Annotated in this window: 21 protein-coding genes; 14 read left to right on the top strand and 7 right to left on the bottom strand. The window is 46.1% G+C overall.

Annotated features, from left to right (window positions below; translation table 11 throughout):
• Positions 1–30: 30 nt before the first annotated feature.
• The gene (locus K6T22_RS12205) at positions 31–1,218 is read right to left on the bottom strand and encodes an MFS transporter (protein WP_238237511.1); all 1,188 of its coding nucleotides are present in this window, start codon (positions 1,216–1,218) and stop codon (positions 31–33) included.
• Positions 1,215–1,643: a MarR family winged helix-turn-helix transcriptional regulator gene (locus tag K6T22_RS12200; RefSeq protein WP_238237508.1), complete on the bottom strand. Its 429-nt coding sequence runs from the start codon at positions 1,641–1,643 to the stop codon at positions 1,215–1,217. The genes K6T22_RS12205 and K6T22_RS12200 overlap by 4 nt, the downstream gene beginning before the upstream one ends.
• Before the next feature lie 249 nt (positions 1,644–1,892).
• On the opposite strand from K6T22_RS12200, the gene K6T22_RS12195 reads away from it, so the two are divergent.
• On the top strand, positions 1,893–3,359 hold the full coding sequence (locus K6T22_RS12195; protein WP_238237500.1) for a UDP-N-acetylmuramoyl-L-alanyl-D-glutamate--2,6-diaminopimelate ligase: 1,467 nt from the start codon (positions 1,893–1,895) through the stop codon (positions 3,357–3,359).
• A gap of 23 nt (positions 3,360–3,382) precedes the next feature.
• Here K6T22_RS12195 and rnhC read toward each other — a convergent pair whose 3' ends face one another.
• Entirely contained in the window at positions 3,383–4,303 is a 921-nt protein-coding gene (rnhC, locus tag K6T22_RS12190) for a ribonuclease HIII (RefSeq protein ID WP_238237499.1), read from the bottom strand.
• A 120-nt stretch (positions 4,304–4,423) separates the two neighbouring features.
• Here rnhC and zapA point away from each other — a divergent pair, with 120 nt between their 5' ends.
• The 11 genes from zapA (at position 4,424) to trxA (ending at position 15,657) form a co-directional block, all read left to right on the top strand.
• The gene (zapA, locus tag K6T22_RS12185; RefSeq protein WP_029342308.1) at positions 4,424–4,660 is read left to right on the top strand and encodes a cell division protein ZapA; all 237 of its coding nucleotides are present in this window, start codon (positions 4,424–4,426) and stop codon (positions 4,658–4,660) included.
• Between the two features lie 3 nt (positions 4,661–4,663).
• Positions 4,664–5,212 carry a CvpA family protein gene (locus tag K6T22_RS12180; RefSeq protein WP_238237497.1) on the top strand — a complete coding sequence of 183 codons (549 nt, stop codon included), beginning with the start codon at positions 4,664–4,666 and terminating at the stop codon, positions 5,210–5,212.
• Positions 5,213–5,258: 46 nt separating this feature from the next.
• Positions 5,259–6,974, top strand: coding sequence for a DNA polymerase/3'-5' exonuclease PolX (gene polX / locus K6T22_RS12175; protein ID WP_238237494.1), 1,716 nt, complete (start codon positions 5,259–5,261; stop codon positions 6,972–6,974).
• Positions 6,975–9,341, top strand: coding sequence for an endonuclease MutS2 (locus tag K6T22_RS12170; RefSeq protein ID WP_238237493.1), 2,367 nt, complete (start codon positions 6,975–6,977; stop codon positions 9,339–9,341).
• Positions 9,342–9,351: 10 nt separating this feature from the next.
• On the top strand, positions 9,352–9,759 hold the full coding sequence (locus K6T22_RS12165; protein WP_238237492.1) for a DUF350 domain-containing protein: 408 nt from the start codon (positions 9,352–9,354) through the stop codon (positions 9,757–9,759).
• Between the two features lie 183 nt (positions 9,760–9,942).
• Positions 9,943–10,836 carry a YitT family protein gene (locus tag K6T22_RS12160; protein ID WP_238237491.1) on the top strand — a complete coding sequence of 298 codons (894 nt, stop codon included), beginning with the start codon at positions 9,943–9,945 and terminating at the stop codon, positions 10,834–10,836.
• A 196-nt stretch (positions 10,837–11,032) separates the two neighbouring features.
• Entirely contained in the window at positions 11,033–12,706 is a 1,674-nt protein-coding gene (locus K6T22_RS12155; protein ID WP_238237490.1) for an AMP-binding protein, read from the top strand.
• 71 nt (positions 12,707–12,777) lie between these two features.
• The gene (locus K6T22_RS12150) at positions 12,778–13,356 is read left to right on the top strand and encodes a fatty acid metabolism transcriptional regulator FadR (protein ID WP_238237489.1); all 579 of its coding nucleotides are present in this window, start codon (positions 12,778–12,780) and stop codon (positions 13,354–13,356) included.
• Between the two features lie 74 nt (positions 13,357–13,430).
• The gene (locus K6T22_RS12145; protein ID WP_238237488.1) at positions 13,431–14,204 is read left to right on the top strand and encodes an electron transfer flavoprotein subunit beta/FixA family protein; all 774 of its coding nucleotides are present in this window, start codon (positions 13,431–13,433) and stop codon (positions 14,202–14,204) included.
• Positions 14,205–14,217: 13 nt separating this feature from the next.
• Entirely contained in the window at positions 14,218–15,183 is a 966-nt protein-coding gene (locus tag K6T22_RS12140) for an electron transfer flavoprotein subunit alpha/FixB family protein (RefSeq protein WP_238237487.1), read from the top strand.
• A 162-nt stretch (positions 15,184–15,345) separates the two neighbouring features.
• Positions 15,346–15,657, top strand: a complete 312-nt coding sequence (trxA, locus tag K6T22_RS12135; RefSeq protein ID WP_023468994.1) for a thioredoxin — start codon at positions 15,346–15,348, stop codon at positions 15,655–15,657.
• Positions 15,658–15,715: 58 nt separating this feature from the next.
• Here the strand turns inward: trxA and K6T22_RS12130 are convergent, their stop codons facing one another.
• Both K6T22_RS12130 and K6T22_RS12125 read right to left on the bottom strand, forming a co-directional pair.
• Positions 15,716–16,093 carry a VOC family protein gene (locus K6T22_RS12130; protein ID WP_238237486.1) on the bottom strand — a complete coding sequence of 126 codons (378 nt, stop codon included), beginning with the start codon at positions 16,091–16,093 and terminating at the stop codon, positions 15,716–15,718.
• Between the two features lie 14 nt (positions 16,094–16,107).
• Entirely contained in the window at positions 16,108–17,430 is a 1,323-nt protein-coding gene (locus K6T22_RS12125) for a dihydrolipoyl dehydrogenase family protein (RefSeq protein ID WP_238237485.1), read from the bottom strand.
• An 82-nt stretch (positions 17,431–17,512) separates the two neighbouring features.
• Between K6T22_RS12125 and uvrC the strand changes: the two genes are divergently transcribed.
• A complete protein-coding gene (gene uvrC, locus K6T22_RS12120; RefSeq protein WP_238237484.1) occupies positions 17,513–19,297 on the top strand; it encodes an excinuclease ABC subunit UvrC in 1,785 nt (594 codons plus the stop codon).
• A gap of 41 nt (positions 19,298–19,338) precedes the next feature.
• Here uvrC and K6T22_RS12115 read toward each other — a convergent pair whose 3' ends face one another.
• Both K6T22_RS12115 and K6T22_RS12110 read right to left on the bottom strand, forming a co-directional pair.
• Positions 19,339–19,953, bottom strand: a complete 615-nt coding sequence (locus K6T22_RS12115; protein ID WP_023468990.1) for a PH domain-containing protein — start codon at positions 19,951–19,953, stop codon at positions 19,339–19,341.
• Between the two features lie 117 nt (positions 19,954–20,070).
• Positions 20,071–20,493 carry a DUF2507 domain-containing protein gene (locus K6T22_RS12110; protein WP_238237480.1) on the bottom strand — a complete coding sequence of 141 codons (423 nt, stop codon included), beginning with the start codon at positions 20,491–20,493 and terminating at the stop codon, positions 20,071–20,073.
• 210 nt (positions 20,494–20,703) lie between these two features.
• Here K6T22_RS12110 and K6T22_RS12105 point away from each other — a divergent pair, with 210 nt between their 5' ends.
• Positions 20,704–21,321 carry a succinate dehydrogenase cytochrome b558 subunit gene (locus tag K6T22_RS12105; protein ID WP_029342294.1) on the top strand — a complete coding sequence of 206 codons (618 nt, stop codon included), beginning with the start codon at positions 20,704–20,706 and terminating at the stop codon, positions 21,319–21,321.
• Positions 21,322–21,329 lie beyond the last annotated feature (8 nt).

Genomic DNA, 21,329 nt, shown 5'->3' with positions numbered 1-21,329 from the left:
AAGACGGCTGCTTTTGATTTGAAGTCGTATTTAAGAAGCGAGTTCTTCTGGTTCTGATGATGTAACTTGTCGTTTCGTAAAAGTAAAAAATAGTAGACCACTTACGAGAACGATCAGACTACAAGACAAGAACATATTAGAATAGCCAATTTTGCTTGCGACCGTTGCGAGAATCAAGGCACCAATTCCAAATCCCGTGTCGTAGGCAAGGAAAAAAGTCGAGATTGCTTTTCCTTTTTGTTCGCGAGGTGCAAAGTTCAACAGAACGGTTTGAAGCCCCGGGAAGATAGAAGCCGAACCGAATCCGATAATGAGTGCTGCTGCTAAAAGACCAATCAATGAGGGATACCATCCGAGGACGATGAAACCAAACATGTATAAAGCATAGGATGGTAATAACACGAATGCTGCTCCTCGTTGATCAAACAGTTTTCCAGCAATCGGTCGAATCGCAACCATACCGAAAGCGACTAATGCATAAAAATAAGACGCATAAGCAACGTGACCAATCGAGTCCGTATAAAGAGAGATGAAGGCAGACGTACTAGAAATCGCAACGCCTGCTAAAAGAGTCGCGATCAATAAGAGCGGACGTGATAAAAAGAGCGATTGGCGTAAACGAAACGCAGAAGTACTTGGAATATGCTGACTCGCCAGTGGCAGACGCATCATTAACACGAAGGCAATGATAGCGAGAGCAGCAACCGTCACGAAGTAGAGAATGTATGCTTTCTCCTGGATGAAGGCAAGACCGATGACAGGACCAAGAACAGATGCCAAATTCATCGAGAGAACAAAATAGCCCATCCCTTCGCCTTGACGTGTTCTCGGAATCAATGTCGTAACGGCAAGGCTAATCGAAGAAGATAACATACCGAAACTAAAACCATGGATCACACGGATGATGATTAAATAGAAGAATGATTCTAGCGGAAGGACGAGCAAGTAGCAGACACTCATGAAGGTAAAGAGCCCCGCAGAAATCATTAAAATCCGTTTTAAATTATACCGATCCAACCAATGACCGATTAGTGGACGAGAACAGACTGTGGCTAAAATGAAGCTCGTCACGATCCAACCGATTGCCGAAGCAGAGACCGGAAACTGTTTAGCAGCGAGTAAGGGTAAGGAGGCATTCAATAAATAAAACGTGATGAAGAGCAATAGGTTGATGATTAGCGTCATGACATAATGACGCGAGAATAACCGAGTGGTCATAAGGATTCCTCCTGTCGATGTAGCGTAAGTAGGTGTGTCATCCACTCACCGAGCTGTTGCTGATCGGTAAGGGAGAAGGAGGCGAGCAATCGCTGATGCGCTTCTTGAACAGCGGCATCGATTTGATCAAAACGTTCGACGGCTAGAGGTGTCAAGGACACAAGATATGTTCGTCCTTGTTTTGTCCGTGTAATGAAGCCAAGTCTTTCAAGACGAGAGACGGTTTTCGTCACAGCCGGCTTTTCGATGATTAGATAATGAGCCAGTTGGACTTGTGACACAGGCTGTAGTAAGGCAACGGCTTTGAGGAGTGCCCATTGACCTGTGTGTAAAGAATGCGGAAGTAACGTTGCATCAATTTCTCGTTTGACGAGACGTGATACTTTTGATAATTGTCCGAGAACATCTTCTTGTGTATATAGCATCATATTTCCCCTTCGGTTAACTAGTTAACTTTAAGAGTGTATCAAAGCTGAATCAGAGTTACAAGGGGAGAGAATGACTTTAGTTCATCGACGAGAATTAACTTCTCCGATGAATGAAGATTAAGCAACTCTTAAACGGGGTATGTTCCGTAAAAGAGTATTTAATTTACTTGAAACAACGGAAACGACTGCTTGTGTGATAGGTGACTAAATCATCTTGACATAGAGAGAAGAAGGGAAGAGTACATCATGAGTCGACTAGCAAAGCTTCTGACTGAACTATTACCAATCACTATAAATGAAGCAATCAATCCAATCATTACGAATATCGCCACCGATTCACGGCAAATCACACCGGGTGGATTATTCATCTGCATCAACGGATATACGGTTGACGGGCACGATTACATTGATCAAGCAATCAATAATGGTGCTGTCGCGATTCTAGCTGACCGATCATTACCAGATAGTCAGGTTCCTGTCATCACCGTACCAGATACAAAACGGCTTGTAGGTCAAGTTGCGGACCGTTTTTACGATCAACCGAGTCGGAAAATGCGCGTCTACGGTGTAACAGGCACAAATGGAAAAACGACGACGACGAAATTGGCTTACGATCTCTTTCGATCAACAGGTGTGAAAGCCGGCATGATCAGTACGGTCGGTGCACGAATCGATGAGGAACTCATTGAGACACCAAATACGACACCTGAAGCGATCATCTTGCATCGTTTATTGTTTGAAATGGTCGAAAAAGGTGTGACGGATTGTATCATCGAAGTGTCTTCTCACGCACTGGCTGAAGGTCGAGTGGAGGGAGTATCCTTCCACTCAGCAGCCTTTACGAATCTGACGCATGATCATCTTGATTATCATCATTCAATGGAAGATTACGCAAAGACAAAAGCCTTGTTATTTCAGCAAGTCGCTGCGTCAAGTGGACGGGCAATCGTCTTAAATCGAGAAGATGGTTGGAGTCGTGTCATGCGAGAAGCCGCTCCTTTACAACCGGTCATTTGGTATACGACTCAACCGAATCGAACATCACAAATCGCAGTCGAGTGGCTGACGGATACCGTTAATGTGCGCATCGATGAGACGACGACGCGTGTGCCGACCGCTCTACTTGGTGAATTCAATGCGGCGAATTTAGCGGCGGCAATGGGATTATTGCGAGCAGGCGATGCTAACCTGTATGCACTGATTCGTCATATTCCAGGACTAGAGTTACCGAAGGGACGACTCGAACGGCTCGCCTGGGATCCTTGTGAAATTTATCTTGACTATGCGCATACACCGGATGGTCTTGAAAAATGCTTAGAGGCACTTACTTCTTCAGGAGAGTCACTAGCGGTCGTCTTAAGTGCGGCCGGAGAACGTGACCGTACGAAACGAGCGGAGATGGGACGAATTGCGAGTAAATATTGCTCAAAAATCATCGTAACAGTTCATGATGCGAGATCGGAAGCACCGAAACAGATCATCGAAGAGTTGATTGTCGATATTCCGCAAGACCGAGTCGTTGGTTGTCATACGTCCCGGCATGAAGCTCTTGTACAAGCTGCCCATCTTGCTCATGAAGGACAACGGATCGTCGTCGTTGGAAAAGGTCACGATGAAGTAGAGCGAATCGGTACAAAAACGATTCCGTTTAATGAAAAAACCATATTACTTGCAGAATTAGAACGATTGTCTAAAGGGGAATCTGTCATTTAAAAAAACCGACCATTCCGCAAGGGTCATGGTCGGTTTCGCTTCGTAGCTAATTGTTGTGCCTTTTTCGTATTGGCAAAATGCGCCTTTGTCCAGTTGCGAAGTTTGTCAGCACCATGACGTAAAATGAGCGAAGCAGCGACTTGATCAACTTTAGCTCCTGCACCTTTAGGAATCACGATACCTGTTGTCTCGCTTAGTTTATCCATTTCCTTTAGAAAAATCGCACGAGCGATGATCGAGGAAGCAGCAACTGCGACATGGAGTTGTTCCGCTTTAGTCGAGAAGTAGACGTTTTCTCGAACAGGACTTTCGATACCAGATAAGTGTTTATAGTAAACGCTCTTTTCAGCGAACTGATCGATTAGGATCGCTTCTGGTTGAGTCTCCAATTGGTCAAGGAGACGTTGCAAGACATCATTATGCATCAGTGCAGTCATCTTTCCTTGTGTCATCGTCTGTTGCATCTGATTGTATTCTGGATTGTGTAAGACACGATACGTATATGGAATGACCGCATGAAGATCGCGAGCAATCCGCCGAATCTCGGTATCGTTCAGGTGCTTTGAATCACGAACACCAAGTTCACGAAGTAGTGCGATGTGCTTGCGATCAACGAAGGAAGCGACGACGACGAGGGGACCGAAGAAGTCACCTTTGCCTACTTCGTCGCTACCGGCGACAGACCATTCAGCAAAACCATCTGGTAACGTGGATACAACGGGTTCTTTTGATTTCGTCGGTGTAGCCGTACCAAAACGTGCGGCGATTGCTTCTGCTTGTGTTCCTTGAAACATCACTTTTCCAGAATTATAAATCGTGATGACACATCCAGGTACTTTGGCGGCAAATCGCGCATAGGGTGGACTCTTCGTTTGTCCTTGTTTAAACTCTTCTATGACGAGGTCTTGCTTTTCTTTAGATAAGCGTAAAACGGTAGTTCCCACGAGATAACCTCCCTTTCCGGGATTAAGCATACCATCCTTAAGACCGATGGGGGACTTCTTTTCCTAAAACGAAAATGATGGTACTATATGAAAGAAGCAAAGTATGAGGAGGACAGAAAAATGGCTGATTCAGAAGGGTTGAACCGGACGACGATTCATATCGCAGGCAATGATTATACGATTGTCGGAACGGAGTCGCCAGAACACGTACGCGAAGTGGGTCTCCTCGTGGATACGAAAATTCGAGAAATCCGAGAACAAGCACCACAACTCGACGTTCGTCAAATCGCCGTCCTAGCGGCGCTTAATATTGGTAGTGATTACGTAAAAATAAAAAAGAATTTGGGTGAACTATAAACTATGATTTCTTTTGTTATCTTATTACTTCTCGCCTTAGGTGTCATGACCGGCGTCCGACGGGGAGTCGTATTGCAGGCCGGGCATTTGCTCAGCCTGATCATTTCCTTCATCGTCGCCTTGTCGTTCTATGAGGAACTAGCGACGAAATTCCGTTTGTGGGTGCCGTATCCGTCAACACTAGATGATGCGGGAATCAACTTGACGATGTTTTCGATTCCAAGTTCAGCACGACTCGATGAGGTGTTCTACAAAGCCTTTTGGTTCATTGTCCTGTTCTTCGGTACAAAAATCATCTTAGCGATCTTGTTGTCGATGTTTGATTCGTTGACGAACGTGCCGATTTTAAAACAAGTTAAAGGGTTATTAGGCGGCGTCTTCGGCTTCATCGAGATGTACATCTTCATCTTCTTACTCTTGTTCCTAGCAGCATTCGTTCCGATCCAGTCGATACAGGATGCGATCGCGGACTCGAGTTTGGCAAGCTTCATCATCCAGCATACACCGCTCCTTGCGAATTGGTTGATGGACAAAGTTGGATTGATAAAATAAACATGCTCCCGTTAAATGGGAGCTTTTTTTGAGGGGAGAATTGCAGATGCGTACGATTCAAGATGCGATGCGTCACTTGGAACGGATATCCGTCTACCTAGAGGTCAAAGGGGAAAATCCATTTAAAATCAATGCTTTTCGAAAAGCGGCAAGTATCCTCGAAGCGTCTGATGCAGACTTCATGGCGATCGAAGATTTCACGGCGATGAAGGGGATCGGTAAGGGCACAGCTGCCGTACTTGAAGAATACCGACAAACCGGAACGAGTACTGCTTTGACGGAACTTGAACAAGAAGTGCCAGAAGGGCTAATTGCCTTACTAAAGATTCCGGGGCTTGGTGGTAAGAAACTTGCTAAACTGCATGAAGTCGGTGTCATTGATGCGGATTCCTTTGCAGAGAAATTAGCCGATGGTACAGTCGAAGCGATGCCTGGATTTGGCAAGAAGACGGTCGAGAAATACGTTAAAGCGCTCGAAACATTTGAAACACGACCGGAGCGCCTGCCATATGGTGTCATGCGAAAGGTCGTTGCTGAATTAAATCAGACACTTGCCTCGTTTGACGAAGTCATCCGCTTCGAAGTCGGCGGAAGTTTCCGACGAGCAGAAGAAACATGTAAGGATCTTGATTTCATCCTCTCGACGAACGAACCGGAACGGATCAAGGAGCAACTTCTTGAACTATCGTTGATTGATGAAGTCATTGCTGCCGGTAGTACGAAAGTGTCACTCGTCTTAAAACGAGACGTCCATTATATCGCGATTGATTTCCGAATCGTGGATGACGCGGCGTACGCGTCAACCTTACATCATTTCACGGGTTCAAAGGATCATAATGTTCGGATGCGTCAACTCGCTAAAGAACGAGGAGAGAGTATTTCTGAATATGGTGTCGAGACAAAGAACGGTTTAGTGCAGCCAAAGACGGAAGAAGAATTGTTTGCACGGTACGACTTACCGTTCATCGCACCGGAATTACGGGCGGGGCGGCAGGAGTTTGAACAGGATATATCAAAACTCTTGATTGAACAAGACATTGAGGCCGATGTTCATATGCATACGATGTGGTCAGATGGTACCTTGTCTGTCGAAGAATTGGTCGATGCATGTGCAGCACGAGGATATACGTGGATGGCAATCACGGATCACAGTAAGTACATGAAGTTCGTCAATGGATTGACGGAGGAGCGCTTGCGTGCGCAACGCGTCGAGATTGAAGCAGCGCGAGCGAAGCATCCTGAGATGACGATTTTATGTGGTGTCGAGATGGATATCTTGCCCGATGGATCGCTCGATTACGAAGATGAATTCTTAAAAGAGATGGATTATGTCATTGCCTCGATCCACTCGAAGTTTGATCAGACAGAAGAAGAAATCATGCAACGACTCGAGAATGCTTGTCGTAATCCATACGTCTCTCTCATTGCCCATCCGACGGGACGAATCATCGGTAGACGTGAAGGTTATGCCGTCAACGTCGATCGATTGATCGAATTAGCAGCAGAGACAGGAACAGCACTTGAGATGAACGCAAACCCAGCACGATTCGATTTGACGGCAAGTTCCCTTGCGAAAGCGAAGGCTGCCGGAGTAAAGATTTTGATCAATACGGATACACACCGACCAGAAATGTTAGAAGATATGAAACTTGGTGTCCTTCATGCACGTAAAGCCTATTTGGAGGCGTCTGATGTCATCAATACGTGGAGTGCCGAAGAGGCACTTGCATTCTTCGGTCGAAAACGTTTAGGAGTGGATTAAATGAATGCCAACGCATTACGCGTATTAGAATATGAAAAGCTAAAAGAAAACATGCTCGCTTTCACGGCAAGCTCACTTGGTGCACAGTTCGTTCGAGCGATGCGTCCTGCGGAAGAGTTCGAGCAGGTCAAGGAATTGTTAGCCGTCACGACAGAAGCAACAACAGTCTATCGTTTGCGTGACCGTTATCCGTTTGGTGGATTGACAGATGTCCGGAGTGAGGTCAAGCGGGCAGAGATTGGCTCTGTCCTTTCAACAAGTGAATTATTATCCGTCGCAGACGTCGTCTATTCTGGACGTCAAGTGAAAGCGTTCCAAGAGCGGCTACACGAGGATCATGCAGACCTACGATTACCACGCCTTGATAGTCGAATCGAGCAAATCACAAAGCTCGTTGAAATCGAACAAGGCATCCGTCATGCGATTGATGATCAGGGAACGGTCCAAGATTCGGCAAGTGATAAATTACGAGCGTTACGAAGTCAGTTGCGCTCGCTCGAAGGACAAGTCCGTTCAAAAATCGATAACGTCTTACGCAGTAAAGCGAAAATGTTGTCTGACGCGATCGTGACGATGCGAAATGATCGGTATTGTGTACCGGTCAAACAAGAGTACCGTCAAGCCTTTGGGGGAATCGTCCACGATCAGTCGGCGTCCGGTGCAACGTTATTCATCGAACCGCAAGCTGTCGTTTCTGCAAACAACGAGATCCAAGAAGCGCGTTTGAAAGAACGAGCTGAAATCGAACGAATTCTCGCCCAACTTTCAGCACTTGTCGGTAGTGTCGGTGATTCACTTCGCATCAATCTTGATGTGCTAGCAGAACTCGATTTCATCATGGCGAAAGCGTTATACGGTCATCAGATTGGTGCTGTCGAACCGCGCTTGAACGAAAATCGCCATATCATTCTCAAGGAAGCACGACATCCGTTCATTCCGAAAGAGGAAGTCGTACCGATTACCGTATCGCTTGGTGGTGATTTTACATCACTCGTCATCACCGGTCCAAACACCGGTGGTAAGACAGTTACACTCAAAACAATCGGTCTTCTACAGTTGATGGTGCAATCAGGACTATATGTGCCGGCAGCAGATGAGACAGAGCTCAGTGTCTTTGATGCGATTTATGCTGATATCGGGGATGAACAGTCGATTGAACAAAACTTATCGACATTTAGTTCGCACATGACGAATATCGTCTCGATGATGGAAAAAATCGATTTTATGAGTTTGGTCCTGTTTGATGAGTTAGGTGCCGGAACCGACCCGACAGAGGGTGCTGCTTTAGCAATCGCGATTCTTGATGAAGTCAAGCGCCGCGGAGCACGCGTTGCAGCGACGACACACTATTCGGAGTTAAAAGCATACGGCTACAACCGAGAAGGCGTCGTCAACGCGTCGATGGAATTCGATGTCGAATCACTTAGTCCGACGTACCGTTTACTCATCGGTGTACCTGGACGATCGAATGCGTTTGAGATTTCAAAACGCCTCGGACTCGAAGACCGGATTATCGACGCAGCACGCGGTCAAATCGGTAGTGATGCACAGTCCGTCGAGACGATGATTGAACGATTGGAAGAAGCGAAACAACGTGCTGAAACGTTAGAGGCTCAGTTACTAGAAGAGAAGAAACGTCTCGTTGCAGAGCGTGAGCAATTCGAGCAAGAACAAGCCGAGATCCAGGAAGAGAAGAATGAGATTTTGGCAAAAGCAGAAGAAAAAGCAGCACGTGCTGTCGAACGGGCGCAAAAAGAAGCAGAAGGTGTCATTAAGCGCTTGAAGGAATTACGTGATGCCGGTGCCGTCAAAGAACACGAATTGATCGAAGCACGTAAAAAACTTGAAGATGCGAAACCAAGCTTGCAAGAGAAGCGAATTGCGAAAGTAAAAGCGAAATACGACCAAACGCCACGCTTTGATAAAGGGGAAGAAGTCAAAGTCACGACCTTCAATCAAAAAGGCTATATCATTAACCAACAGGCAAACGGAGAGTATACGGTTCAAGTCGGGATCATGAAGGTGAACGTCAAGCCGGAAGATCTCGCGAAGATCGGCAGTACACCAAAACGTCCGCAAACAAAAGGGCGTTCTGGTGGAACAAGTATCACGAAACAATCTGCACCTTCAGCTGAACTCGATTTGCGTGGAGTACGTGTCGAAGAAGGGCTGTCGAAGCTTGAGCGTTTCATGGACCAAGCCTTGCTATCGAACTACGACCACATTCGTGTCATTCATGGTCTTGGTACGGGAGCCATGCGTCAAGGTGTCCAAGAATTCTTGAAAGGTCATCGTCACGTCAAAGGTCATCGCTTAGGTGGACAAGGTGAAGGCGGACATGGTGTGACGATCATCGAACTGAAATGAGGAAAGTAAGATGAACATTTTTGAGAACGTCTATGTCTATACGACAGCGCTCTATTCGGTCGCAGGATTACTGATCATTTTAGGACTTGCACTTTTTGAGTTGACAACCCGGTATAAAAACTGGGAACATATCAAGAGTGGCAACATCGCCGTTGCGTTAGCAACAGGTGGAAAAATCATCGGTCTCGCCAATATCGTTCATTTCGCTGTTCAGGGGGAAGAACGGGTCGGGTCGATATTTCTTGAAAGTGCCTTTGGTTTCTTATTATTGATATCGACATACTGGATCTTTGAATTCCTGACACCGAATTTGCCGGTAGACCGTGAAATCGAGAAAGGCAACATTGCTGTCGGCATCATTTCATGTGCCTTATCGATCGGCATGTCCTACGTCATCGGATCAGCGTTAGTGGGGTGAATCCGTGTTAGAACGTTTAGCGAAAATCATGTTCGGGGTTTCGATCGCCTTTTTGGTCGTCGGTATCCTCTGGATTGTATTTAATTAAAAGAACCGGTCTTACCGTGTGATCATTCCGTACTGACATCGTTTCAGTACGGAATTTTTATTGAGCCACGCCTAATCAAAAAAGGAGGAACGCATATGAACGTACGAAAAACAACAACGGCAGAAACAAGACGCCGTGCTTTTGAAGCGATGCAACTGATCTCTTGGAAGGATATTTTTTGGGTCGTCGTCGGATCGGCGATTCTCGCTTTTGGGATCAACTACTTTACGATTCCAAATGACTTATCAGAAGGTGGATTGATCGGGATCACGGTCATTTTCTACTATCTGTATGGATGGGATACAGGACTTGTGTCACTGATTGCGAACGCCTTGCTGTTCATCGTCGGTTATCGATTCCTCAGCCGGAAGACGATGCTCTATTCTGTCATCTCAGTCGCGGTCACGTCGTTTGTCCTCTCCTCAACAGCAAGTCTAGCGACATCATCTGACAGCCGTTTAATTGGTACCGTCTATGCGGGAATTCTGATTGGTGTTGGGATTGGTCTCGTCATTCGAGCTGGAGGAACGACGGGTGGGGGCGTTATCATCGCTCGACTCATGAATAAGTATCTGAATCTGAGTATCGCGGTCTCGATGTTCATCATCGATGTTGCAGTCGTAGGTGCATCAGGATTCCTATTTGGAGAAGAGACGATGCTGTACACGTTGATTGCCATCATCATCGGCTCGTACTTGATTGATCTCGTCAGCGAAGGATTGAACGTCCGTGAAGCGGTCACAATCATTAGCCATCGCCAAGAAGAGATTGCGACGATTCTAACAGAGACACTTGGTCGTAGCGCAACAGTCATCCATAGCCATGGTCATTTCACGAAACAAAAGAATGACATGTTATATATGATCGTCGATAAACGACAACTCGCACCTTTGAAACAGATCGTTGAAGCAGCAGATCCACGTGCCTTCGTCGTCATTCACAAAGTACGGGAAGTCATCGGGGAAGGATTTACGTATCCATCCCGTTAAATCATGATCAAAAACAGTATTCGTCCTCTTTCGAAAACGAGAAGGGCGAATACTGTTTTTTGTATCTTGAATTCGGATTGAAAGAATTAAAAAAACAAGCAAATTCGATTTCTTTTTTTGGATTTTACTGGCATGTCGAATTGAAATCAACGTATAATGAAAATGAATAGTAATTCATTATCAGGGAGGGAAACGTATGGAATCCGTTTGGTTATCTGATTATCCAGAGCAAGTACCCGCATCGATTGATTATCGAGAAGTACCGCTTTATCAAGCGCTTGATGAGGCAGCAACTGATTTTCCGGAACAACGTGCCTTGAGTTTCTTAGGAAAACGTATGACATTTCGTGAAGTACGCGATGAAGCGCGTGCTTTCGGGAGTTTGCTACAGGAGCAGGGACTTAAAAAGGGAGATCGTGTCGGACTGATGTTACCGAACTGTCCCCAGTATATGATCAGTTATTATGCTGTCCTCTATGCAGGGGGAATCGTCGTCCAAGTGAACCCGCTCTATACGGACCGCGAACTCGAACAGATTCTTGTTGACTCAGGGGCGCACATGCTCGTGACACTCGATCTACTTTATCCAAAAGCATCCCGCGTCAAGACGGCGACGGCACTGAAGACGGTCGTGACGACAAGTATTGCGGATTACCTTCCCTTCCCTAAAAATAAACTGTATCCCATTAAAGCACGGAAAGATAACAACATCATCATCGATACGACAGGTTCGATTCCATTCTTATCACTACGTGGTTATGAACCAATTAAACCAGTCGCGATTCAACCGAAAGAAGATGTGGCTGTTCTCCAATATACGGGTGGAACGACAGGTGCTCCAAAAGGTGTCATGTTGACGCACTTCAATTTGAGTGCGAACGTTGAACAGATCGATAAATGGTTCTATAAATACAATCGAGGAGATGGACGAAAGCTGTTAGCAGTCGTTCCGTATTTCCATGTCTACGGGATGACGTGTAATCTCAACTTTGGTATTTTTAATGCGTATGAACAGATCATCGTTCCAAAATTCGACATCGAACAAGTACTGAAGACGATTCATAAAGAAAAACCGAATCTGTTCCCAGGTGCTCCGACGATGTATGTTGGTTTATTGAATCATCCGAAGCTGAAGAAATATGATCTTTCTTCGATCGAAGCTTGTATTTCTGGTTCAGCTCCACTTCCAGTCGAAGTGCAGGAAAAATTCGAAGCGTTGACGGGGGGACGAATCGTTGAAGGCTACGGTCTGTCTGAAACAAGCCCGGTCACGCATACGAACTGCATCTGGGACCGCCGAATTCCTGGAACGGTCGGCATTCCTGTACCTGATACGCAAGCAAAAATTGTCCAAGCAGATGGTGAGACGCCGGCTGCACCAGGTGAAATCGGCGAAATCATCGTGACGGGACCGCAAGTCATGAAAGGATACTGGAAGCGACCAGAAGACACACAAGCTGTTTTACGAAACGGTTGGTTGCATACGGGAGACCTTGGCTATATTGGTGAGGATCATTACTTCCGGATCGTCGATCGAAAAAAAGACTTAATCATTGCTTCCGGGTTCAACATTTACCCACGAGAAGTCGAAGAAATCCTGTATGAGCATCCAGCAGTCAAAGAAGCTGTCGTCATCGGTGTCCCCGATGTTTATCGTGGAGAGACCGTCAAGGCGTTCATCGTCGTCAAGGATGAGATGACGGTCACGGAAGAAGAGCTCGACCAATTCTGTCGAAAACAGTTGGCTTCATTCAAAGTACCAAAGCAGTATGAATTCCGCCAAGAGTTACCGAAAACGTTCGTCGGTAAGATTCTCCGTCGTGTTCTCGTCGAAGAAGAGCGTGCCAAACAACTCGAAGAAAGCAGTTGACAGGACAAAATGGCATGATAGAATAAATATGAATGAACCATCATTCATTTTATTCGTTAGGAGATAGTGGAATGAAACGAACAATATCAAAGAGTGACCGCATCATTGATGCCGCAGTAAAAGTTATCGCTAAAAACGGCTACCATGGAGCGAAGGTGACTGCCATCGCAAAAGAAGCCGGTGTTGCGGATGGAACGATCTATCTGTACTTCAAGAATAAAGAACACCTCTTGATTTCGCTCTTCCAAGCGAAAATGGGGAGCTTCATCGAATATTCCGAAGGACAAATCGCGAATCATACGTCAGCGACGGAACAGTTAGCGGCATTGATCGAGGCGCACCTCGAGCAATTATCCGTCGACTATGATTTAGCAGTCGTCACGCAGATTGAGTTACGTCAATCTAACCAAGAGATGCGCCAAAACATCGCTGCTGTCTTGAAACCTTATTTGCATCTGATTGATCGGGTCGTTAAGCACGGGATGACGACAGGTGAGTTTTCAAACGAACTCGATTATCGATTGGCACGTCAGATGATTTTCGGAACGATCGATGAGGTCGTGACGAGCTGGATGGCAAGTGGCTTCAAATATGAGTTGCTTGAGACGCGTGACGGGATTCATCGGATGTTGATCAAAGGGCTGAGTTAAGCCCTTTTCATGACAACAATCATGTAAGCGGATACAAAGAATGATGGTGAATAGACGACAAGGGGGAGCATGAGATGGAAATCTATGTACTGTTGAAACGCACATTCGATACGGAAGAAGCAATCCAACTCGAGAATGGTCAAATCGATGAGGATGGCGCAGAGTTCATCATTAATCCATACGATGAGTATGCTGTAGAAGAAGCAATCCGTGTCCGTGATGCACAAGGGGGAACGGTGACGGTCGTGACGGTCGGACCGGAAGATGCGGACAAGGAATTACGAACAGCACTCGCAATGGGAGCAGACCAAGCCGTTCGTATCTCGATCGAAGATGACATTGAAGAAGCAGATCATTTCACGATTTCTGAAGTACTCGCTGGTTATTTGAAGGAACAAATGGTTGATCTCGTCATCGCCGGAAACGTCGCAGTTGACGGCGGAAGTGGTCAAGTGGCACCTCGTGTCGCAGAATTGCTTGATATTCCTTACGTGACGACGATCACGAAACTAGAGCTCGACGGTACGAAGGCTGTCGTGACACGAGACGCTGAAGGGGACACAGAAACGATTGAAACGACGCTTCCGTTACTCGTGACTGCGCAGCAAGGATTAAACGAGCCACGTTATCCAAGTCTTCCAGGGATCATGAAAGCGAAGAAGAAGCCGCTTGAAGAACTCGAACTCGATGATTTAGAACTCGATGAAGACGAACTCGTACCACGTCTAGAGACGATTGAACGTTTCTTACCACCGAATAAAGCAGCCGGTAAGATTCTCGAAGGTGAACTGAACGAGCAAGTCGCACAGCTCGCATCATTACTACGTAACGAAGCAAAAGTGGTCTAAGGGGGAGAAACGAATGACAAAAGCATTAGTACTCGCAGAATCACGGGATGGCAGTTTACGGAATGTATCGTTTGAGGCAATCGCAGCAGCGCGACGTGTCGCAGATGAAGTCATTGCGGTCCTGATTGGACACGATGTAGCAAAGGATGCGGAAGCATTAGCGTCACGCGGAGCAGATCAAGTCCTCGTCGTTGAAGATGAACGCCTATTGCATTACACGCCAGATGGTTATGGACAAGTCTTCCTCGAGTTGATGAACCGGACGTCACCCGACGTACTCGTCTTTGGTCATACATCGCTCGGCAAGGATTTATCACCGAAGATTGCAGCAAAACTACAGGCTGGTCTGATTAGTGACGTGACTTCGATTGAAGGGGAAGGCGCGGACGCGTCATTCATTCGCCCGATCTACTCGGGTAAAGCATTTGAAAAAGTCAAAGTCGCAGAGGGCAAAACACTCTTTACGGTTCGTCCGAACAACATCGATCCGCTTGAAGCAGGTAGTTCCCAAGGGACGGTTGAATCGGTTACGGTCGAACTGAAGGATTTACGGACAATCGTCTCAGACATCGTACGCAAAGCAACAGGCGGCGTTGATTTATCTGAAGCAAAAGTCATCGTCGCAGGTGGACGTGGTGTCAAGAGCTCAGACGGATTCGCGCCATTACAAGAGTTAGCAGATGTCCTCGGAGGAGCAGTCGGTGCTTCACGTGGTGCCTGTGATGCGGATTACTGTGACTATGCGCTTCAAATTGGTCAGACGGGTAAAGTCGTCACACCAGATCTTTACATCGCTTGTGGGATCTCAGGTGCGATTCAACACTTAGCAGGGATGTCGAATGCAAAAGTAATTGTCGCGATTAATAAAGACCCAGAAGCGAATATCTTCTCGATTGCTGACTACGGCATCGTTGGTGATTTGTTCGACGTCGTTCCCTTATTGACAGCTGAATTCAAAAAAATGCTCGTTCACGGATGAGTTTGAACACCGGTGCCATCATCATGGTGCCGGTTGTTTTTGCGGATTTTTCGCGTGAGCAGTTTCGTTTGTTGGAAGAGACTGCTATGATATACTCGAATCAATAAAGAGATCACCCATTTTTTTTACCGGGTTGATCTACTCATTAGGAGGTTATGATCAATGGCAATCGTACACGCAACTAGCCAATCATTTAAAGAAGAAACACAAGAAGGACTCGTCCTTGTTGATTTTTGGGCAACATGGTGTGGACCATGTCGTATGCTCGCACCTGTTCTTGAAGAACTCGATGCTGACATGCAAGATGTAAAAATCGTCAAAGTTGACGTGGATGCAAACCCAGAAGTAGCTGGAGCATTCCAAGTACAAAGTATCCCGACACTCGTTCTCTTCAAAGATGGACAACCTGTCAACAAAACAATGGGCTTCATGCCGAAAGACGCACTTAAAGAATTCGTTGAAACTTCTAACTAATTCTTTTCTGCATATCAAAATGGACCGTTCTGCATAGGCAGAGCGGTCCATTTTTTTATTACATTGGTGTGCAAAGTTCAATCAGGTGACCATCAGGATCAAGAACATACGCCACGATTTGCCCCCATGGTTTTTCAACAGGAGCGAGTACGGTCTCGTATCCCGCCTCTGCGACTTTTTGAAAAAGAGTAGGGACATCATCCGTGACAAAACCGATCTCTAACGTCTGAGGCGTCTTTCCGCTTGGAATCACGTAATCCGGAATCAACTGTTGTACGTCTTTACGTGTATTGAAAGCGAGTGTCGTCTGACCGGTCTCGAACTCGATGTAGCTACCATGCTCCGCTTTGACAGGTAAACCAAGAATGTCTCGATAAAACGTCAGCGTCTGGGAAGGATCCTCACTATAAAGAATCGTATAGCCATATTGAATCATTAAGAAACCTCCTATCAGTCTTCAAATAACGAAGCGATGTCTGAAGCGGGTGTCGGATAAGCGAATCCTGTCTGTTGCATCGAAGTACTCGGAATTCGGTGCTGCATGGCAAACGAGAAGTAGTTTGCTAGTTCCGCTGCATGTACACCGATGAAGTGTGCACCGAGCACTTGATCGTCTTCCCCAACAAGCACTTTCGCTCGAGCAAAACTGTCTTTGATCCGTGCATTTGTTTGCCAAGAAGACGTATCAATCAATCGACCACGGTACGGAATACCGGCTTTTTTCAAAGCGACTTCTGTCTCGCCGACGAGGGCAAGGTTCGGAGCGGTGAACACGACACTCGGTACCGGAAGTAGCTCCAGTTTCCGATTGTTTCCTTCGAGCATGTTATCGGCAGCGAGCCGTCCTTCGGTTCCAGCAAACGGTGTTAATGCAGGATTCCCGCTGACGGCAACGTCTCCTGCGGCGTAGATATGTTCTACAGAAGATTGGAGATATTCATTGACGTGAATGCCTTTTTCATTATGCGCAACGCCAATTGCTTCAAGACCAAGCTGGTCGATGCTCGCGACACGTCCAGTCGCGTTCAAGACGACGTCGGTCTTCAACACGTCACCGTTAGACAAACGAAGTGAGTCCTCTTCATAAGCGACGACCTCTGCTTCTTTGATGATCGAAATACCGAGGGCTTGCGTCGCATCGAGTAAGACATCGACCAATTCACTTTCGAATTGTTTTAGAGGGGCGGAACGTAAGACGATCGTGACTTCTGCACCTGCAATTCGTGCGAGATGTGCGAACTCAAACGAGATATAACCACCACCGACACAAACGAGTCGCCGGGGAAGTTCTTTCAGTTCAAGAAACTCATTACTTGTTATGAAACGTTCGCTACCGGGTACAGATAATTCGCGAGGACGCAATCCAGTTGCGATTAAAAACTGTTTTCCTTCGATTTCTTCTTCACCAATTCGAAGACGATGTGAAGACACGAAATGAGGTTCTCCATGGAAATAGTCGATATCCGTTTCCGCGTACCGTTTTCGTGTTTGCTCAGGAATCGCACGTGTGTACTCATTCTTTCGCTCCATCAATTGGCGCCAATCAATCGAAACCAATCCTTTGACACCGTATCCAAGCAAGCGCTCGACAGCGTCTTTCGTCTCACTACCCGTTAATAAGATTTTTTTTGCATCACATCCACGCTGTGCGCATGTACCACCTGGAGTGAAGTTCTCAACGATGGCAACACGTAGTCCTTTTTCGATGAATTTATAAGCCGCTTGATTTCCAGCAGAACCTGTTCCAATCACAATGCAATCATATGTACGCATTTTTCATCCTCCGTATGTCATAATCAATGTATGGTATTTACCCGAACGAATAAAACTAAAAACGGTGAAAGGAGACATTTATTTGGGACATCAAGAACATATCAAAGCAAAGTTATCCCTTTTGCCTGATGAGCCGGGATGTTATCTTCACAAGAACGAATTCGGTGAAGTCATTTATGTCGGAAAAGCAAAAAATTTAAAGAATCGTGTCCGCTCCTATTTCACAGGAGCACATGATATTAAGACGGAACGTCTCGTCGCGGAAGTCCGTGACTTCGAATACATCATCACAGCGAGTGAACTAGAAGCATTATTGCTTGAGATGACACTGATCAAAAAGCATGATCCGAAATACAATATCATGTTGAAGGACGATAAATCTTATCCGTACTTGAAAATTACGAATGAGACTTATCCACGATTGATTACGACGCGTAAGCTAAAAAAAGACGGCGGTCATTACTTCGGTCCTTATCCGAATGCGTATGCGGCGAATGAGACAAAACGTCTATTAGATCGTTTATATCCGTTACGTAAATGTCAGCCGATGCCGAAGAAACTCTGTCTGTATTATCATATTGGTCAATGTCTCGGTCCATGTGAAATCCCAAATCTTGAATCGGAACAAAAGGCACTCGTATCGGAAATCCGACGCTTCTTGTCGGGTGACACGAAGGAACTTGTCGAGAGCTTGAAGCACAAGATGGCGGAAGCTGCCGAGACGATGGAATTCGAACGTGCTGGAGAATTACGTGACCAAGTACGAGCGATTGAGTCGATCATGAACAAACAAAATATGATCACAGCAGATTTGACGTCGCGTGATGTCTTCGGGATTCACGTTGATAAAGGCTGGATGTGTGTCCAAGTGTTCTTCCTCCGCGGAGGAAAGATGATTGAGCGCGATGTCTCGCTCTTCCCGATCTATGGTACGCCAGCCGAGGAACTGGAAAGTTTCATCGTCCAGTTCTACGAAAAGAACATTAAGCCGAGTGAATTGTACGTACCACCACTCGTCAATCAACTTCTACTCAAAGAGGCGCTCTCGATCAAAATTCACGTTCCGGTCCGAGGATCGAAACGGAAATTACTTGATTTAGCGACGAAAAATGCTGAAAATGCGATTTCTGAACGCTTCGAATTGTTAGCAAAAGATGAGAAACGGACCGTTCAAGCGGTTGAAGAGCTCGCCGATGCGATCGACGTTCATCCACTGTCACGGATCGAGATCATCGATAACGCGAACATTCAAGGTGCGGATGCCGTTTCGGCTCTCGTCGTCTTTGAAGATGGTAAACCGCTTAAGAAAGAATACCGGAAGTTCAAGATTCGGACGGTCCAAGGACCGGACGACTATGAATCGATGCGGGAGATCGTTCGTCGGCGGTATCGTCGGTTGTTACTTGAAGGAGCGCGCCTTCCGGACCTCGTCTTAATTGACGGAGGAGTCGGACAGTTGAATGCTGCTTTAGAAGTCATTCAAGATGAACTCGGCTTATCCCTGCCGGTCGGTTCATTAAAAAAAGATGACAAACACCGAACGAGTCAATTGTTATTTGGAGAAGGTGCGCAATTGATCGAACTCAGTCCTCGTTCGAGTGCGTTTTATCTCCTTCAACGTATGCAAGATGAAGTTCACCGGTTTGCCATCACATTCCACCGTTCACTCCGTTCTAAAGGAATGACCCGTTCCCTGCTTGACGAGATACCAGGAGTCGGTCCGAAACGACGCCAACAGTTGATCCGCCATTTCGGATCGATGCGTAGTCTACGTCGAGCGACGATCGAACAGTTGGCGGAAGCAGGGTTGCCTGTGAAACTAGCAGAAACCGTTGCTGAATATTTAAGTCAAGCGAACGAAGAATGAAAAAATGCCGTCCTCAAGAAGAGGGCGGCATTTTTAAGCAATTAGTTATTGATGTACTTCTCGTAGTATGAACCGAAGTCGCGCTGGTTCCATTGATGGTAGTGACCTTGAAGCCACTCGAAGGATTGTTCAGACAGTTCCTTGAATGTTTGCGGTACGTTCATATCACCTTGGCGAAGACCACCGAGAATCGTGACCGAATGATTCAGCGAACTGTTAGCGAACTCAAGCATTTTTTGCCCTTCATATTGTTTTTCAGCGATAGCAAGAAGTGTTTTATAAAGATCTTTCACATGTTCGAGTTGTTTCTTATCGACATCGATCGAATAATGTTTCCCACCAATTTCGAATTTGATTTCAACATCCAAATCGACCGTTCCAGCCGTTTCGAACATGACGTGACGAATCGGATAGTGCGCGTACGGATAGCGATACAGGACGCGTTTTGAACTGACGGCACTCTCACCATCGAGATGAATCAAGGCCAAGTTCGTAAAGCAATACTCGTCAGACTTAGATTTGATCAAGAAATAGATTTTTTCGCCGTCTTCGTGTAAGACGTAATCGTCAGCGGCTGCCTTGTCGAAATCATCAGGGTGAATGACTTGTCCGATATCACTGAATCCTGTTAAATCGGCTGCTAATTTTTTGAACATGTGAAGTTCCTCCTCGCGATTTGTGTACGAATGATTTTACGAGCACTTAATGCAAAAGGTTTCAAGTTCTTTTTCGATGTGAGAAACAAAGATTCCTGTTTGGTCATATGTAAAAAATCAACCGATTGGGTCAAGTGGATCTTTTGGGTCGATCTGGACCGTAATCTGGATGAGTTCCTTGTTCACTTCAGCGTACCCTTCCGCGACACACGCGTTAAAGCGCGAATGTTGCTCAGCGAGAAAACCTGCTTCGAGTTGGAAATAACCTTGTGGACGTTCGTCTCTCGTCGTTTCAGGAGGAGAAAGAATATACGAAATGACAGTACCTTTCTGTTTCTTGACCTCAAGAATTCCCCAACCTGCTTGTTCGAAGAACGAGGATAACTCGGATTCGTCGACGACAGGGAATTGACGAGCCAAACGCTTGCCTGCCCAGTAGATGACTTGCCGATAATCCGATCCTAAAAGATCGGTCAGCACATAATCTCGGATCAATTCGATACCGAAAAGTGGTGTTTGATTTGGTGTAGCGTCCATCATGATTCACTCCTATCTGAGAACCATTATACCGAGATGATTCTTGTCGGTCATTGTTTTCCTAAAAAAATTTGCAGTTAAATGCAACGGCTCGGGTTGTCTTCTAAAAAGGACAGGAGTAGAATAAGTGATGAAAAGACGAATTTCCTTATGAAAGCGCTTTTCTACCAAAATGCGCCAACGGTTGATTGGCAAACAAAAGGGGGGATTTGGATGGCGAATCATCGTGATTTCGTGAGTCGTAAAATACACTCACTGCTCGGCGTCATTCCAATCGGGTTATTTTTACTTTCGCACTTAACGACGAACTACTTCATCGTACGTGGTGAGGAAGACTTCAATAAGGCCGCGGAATTCGTGGGGAATGTTCCGTATCGATTGTTCTTAGAGATCTTTGTCATCTTCATTCCGATCATCTTGCATGGTGTCTACGGTGTATACATCGCATTCACTGGTTCTGCGAACACAGGACGTTATACATACTTCCGGAACTGGATGTATGTACTGCAGCGGTTCAGCGGAGTATTCCTCGTCGTGTTCATCACATGGCACGTTTGGGAAACACGGATTGCCGCTGCGATGGGAACACCAGTCGATGCAAGCATGATGCAGAACATCGTCGATAACGGATTCATGCTCGCGTTCTACATCGTCGGGATCTTGGCAACGACGTTCCACTTGGCGAACGGACTTTGGACGTTCTGCATCACGTGGGGAATCACACAGTCACCAGCATCTCAACGGGCGATGTCTTACGTGGCAGCACTCGTATTCATCGGTTTATCGTTTGTAGGCGTACGCTCGATCTTAACGTTTGCAGGCGTGTTGTAAGGAAAGGG

The sequence above is a fragment of the Exiguobacterium acetylicum genome (assembly GCF_022170825.1).
In the GTDB taxonomy this organism is placed as follows: Bacteria; Bacillota; Bacilli; order Exiguobacteriales; family Exiguobacteriaceae; genus Exiguobacterium_A; species Exiguobacterium_A acetylicum_B.
The sequence above is the reverse complement of the archived record's forward strand: the minus strand, read 5'-3'. Positions and strand labels throughout refer to the sequence as shown.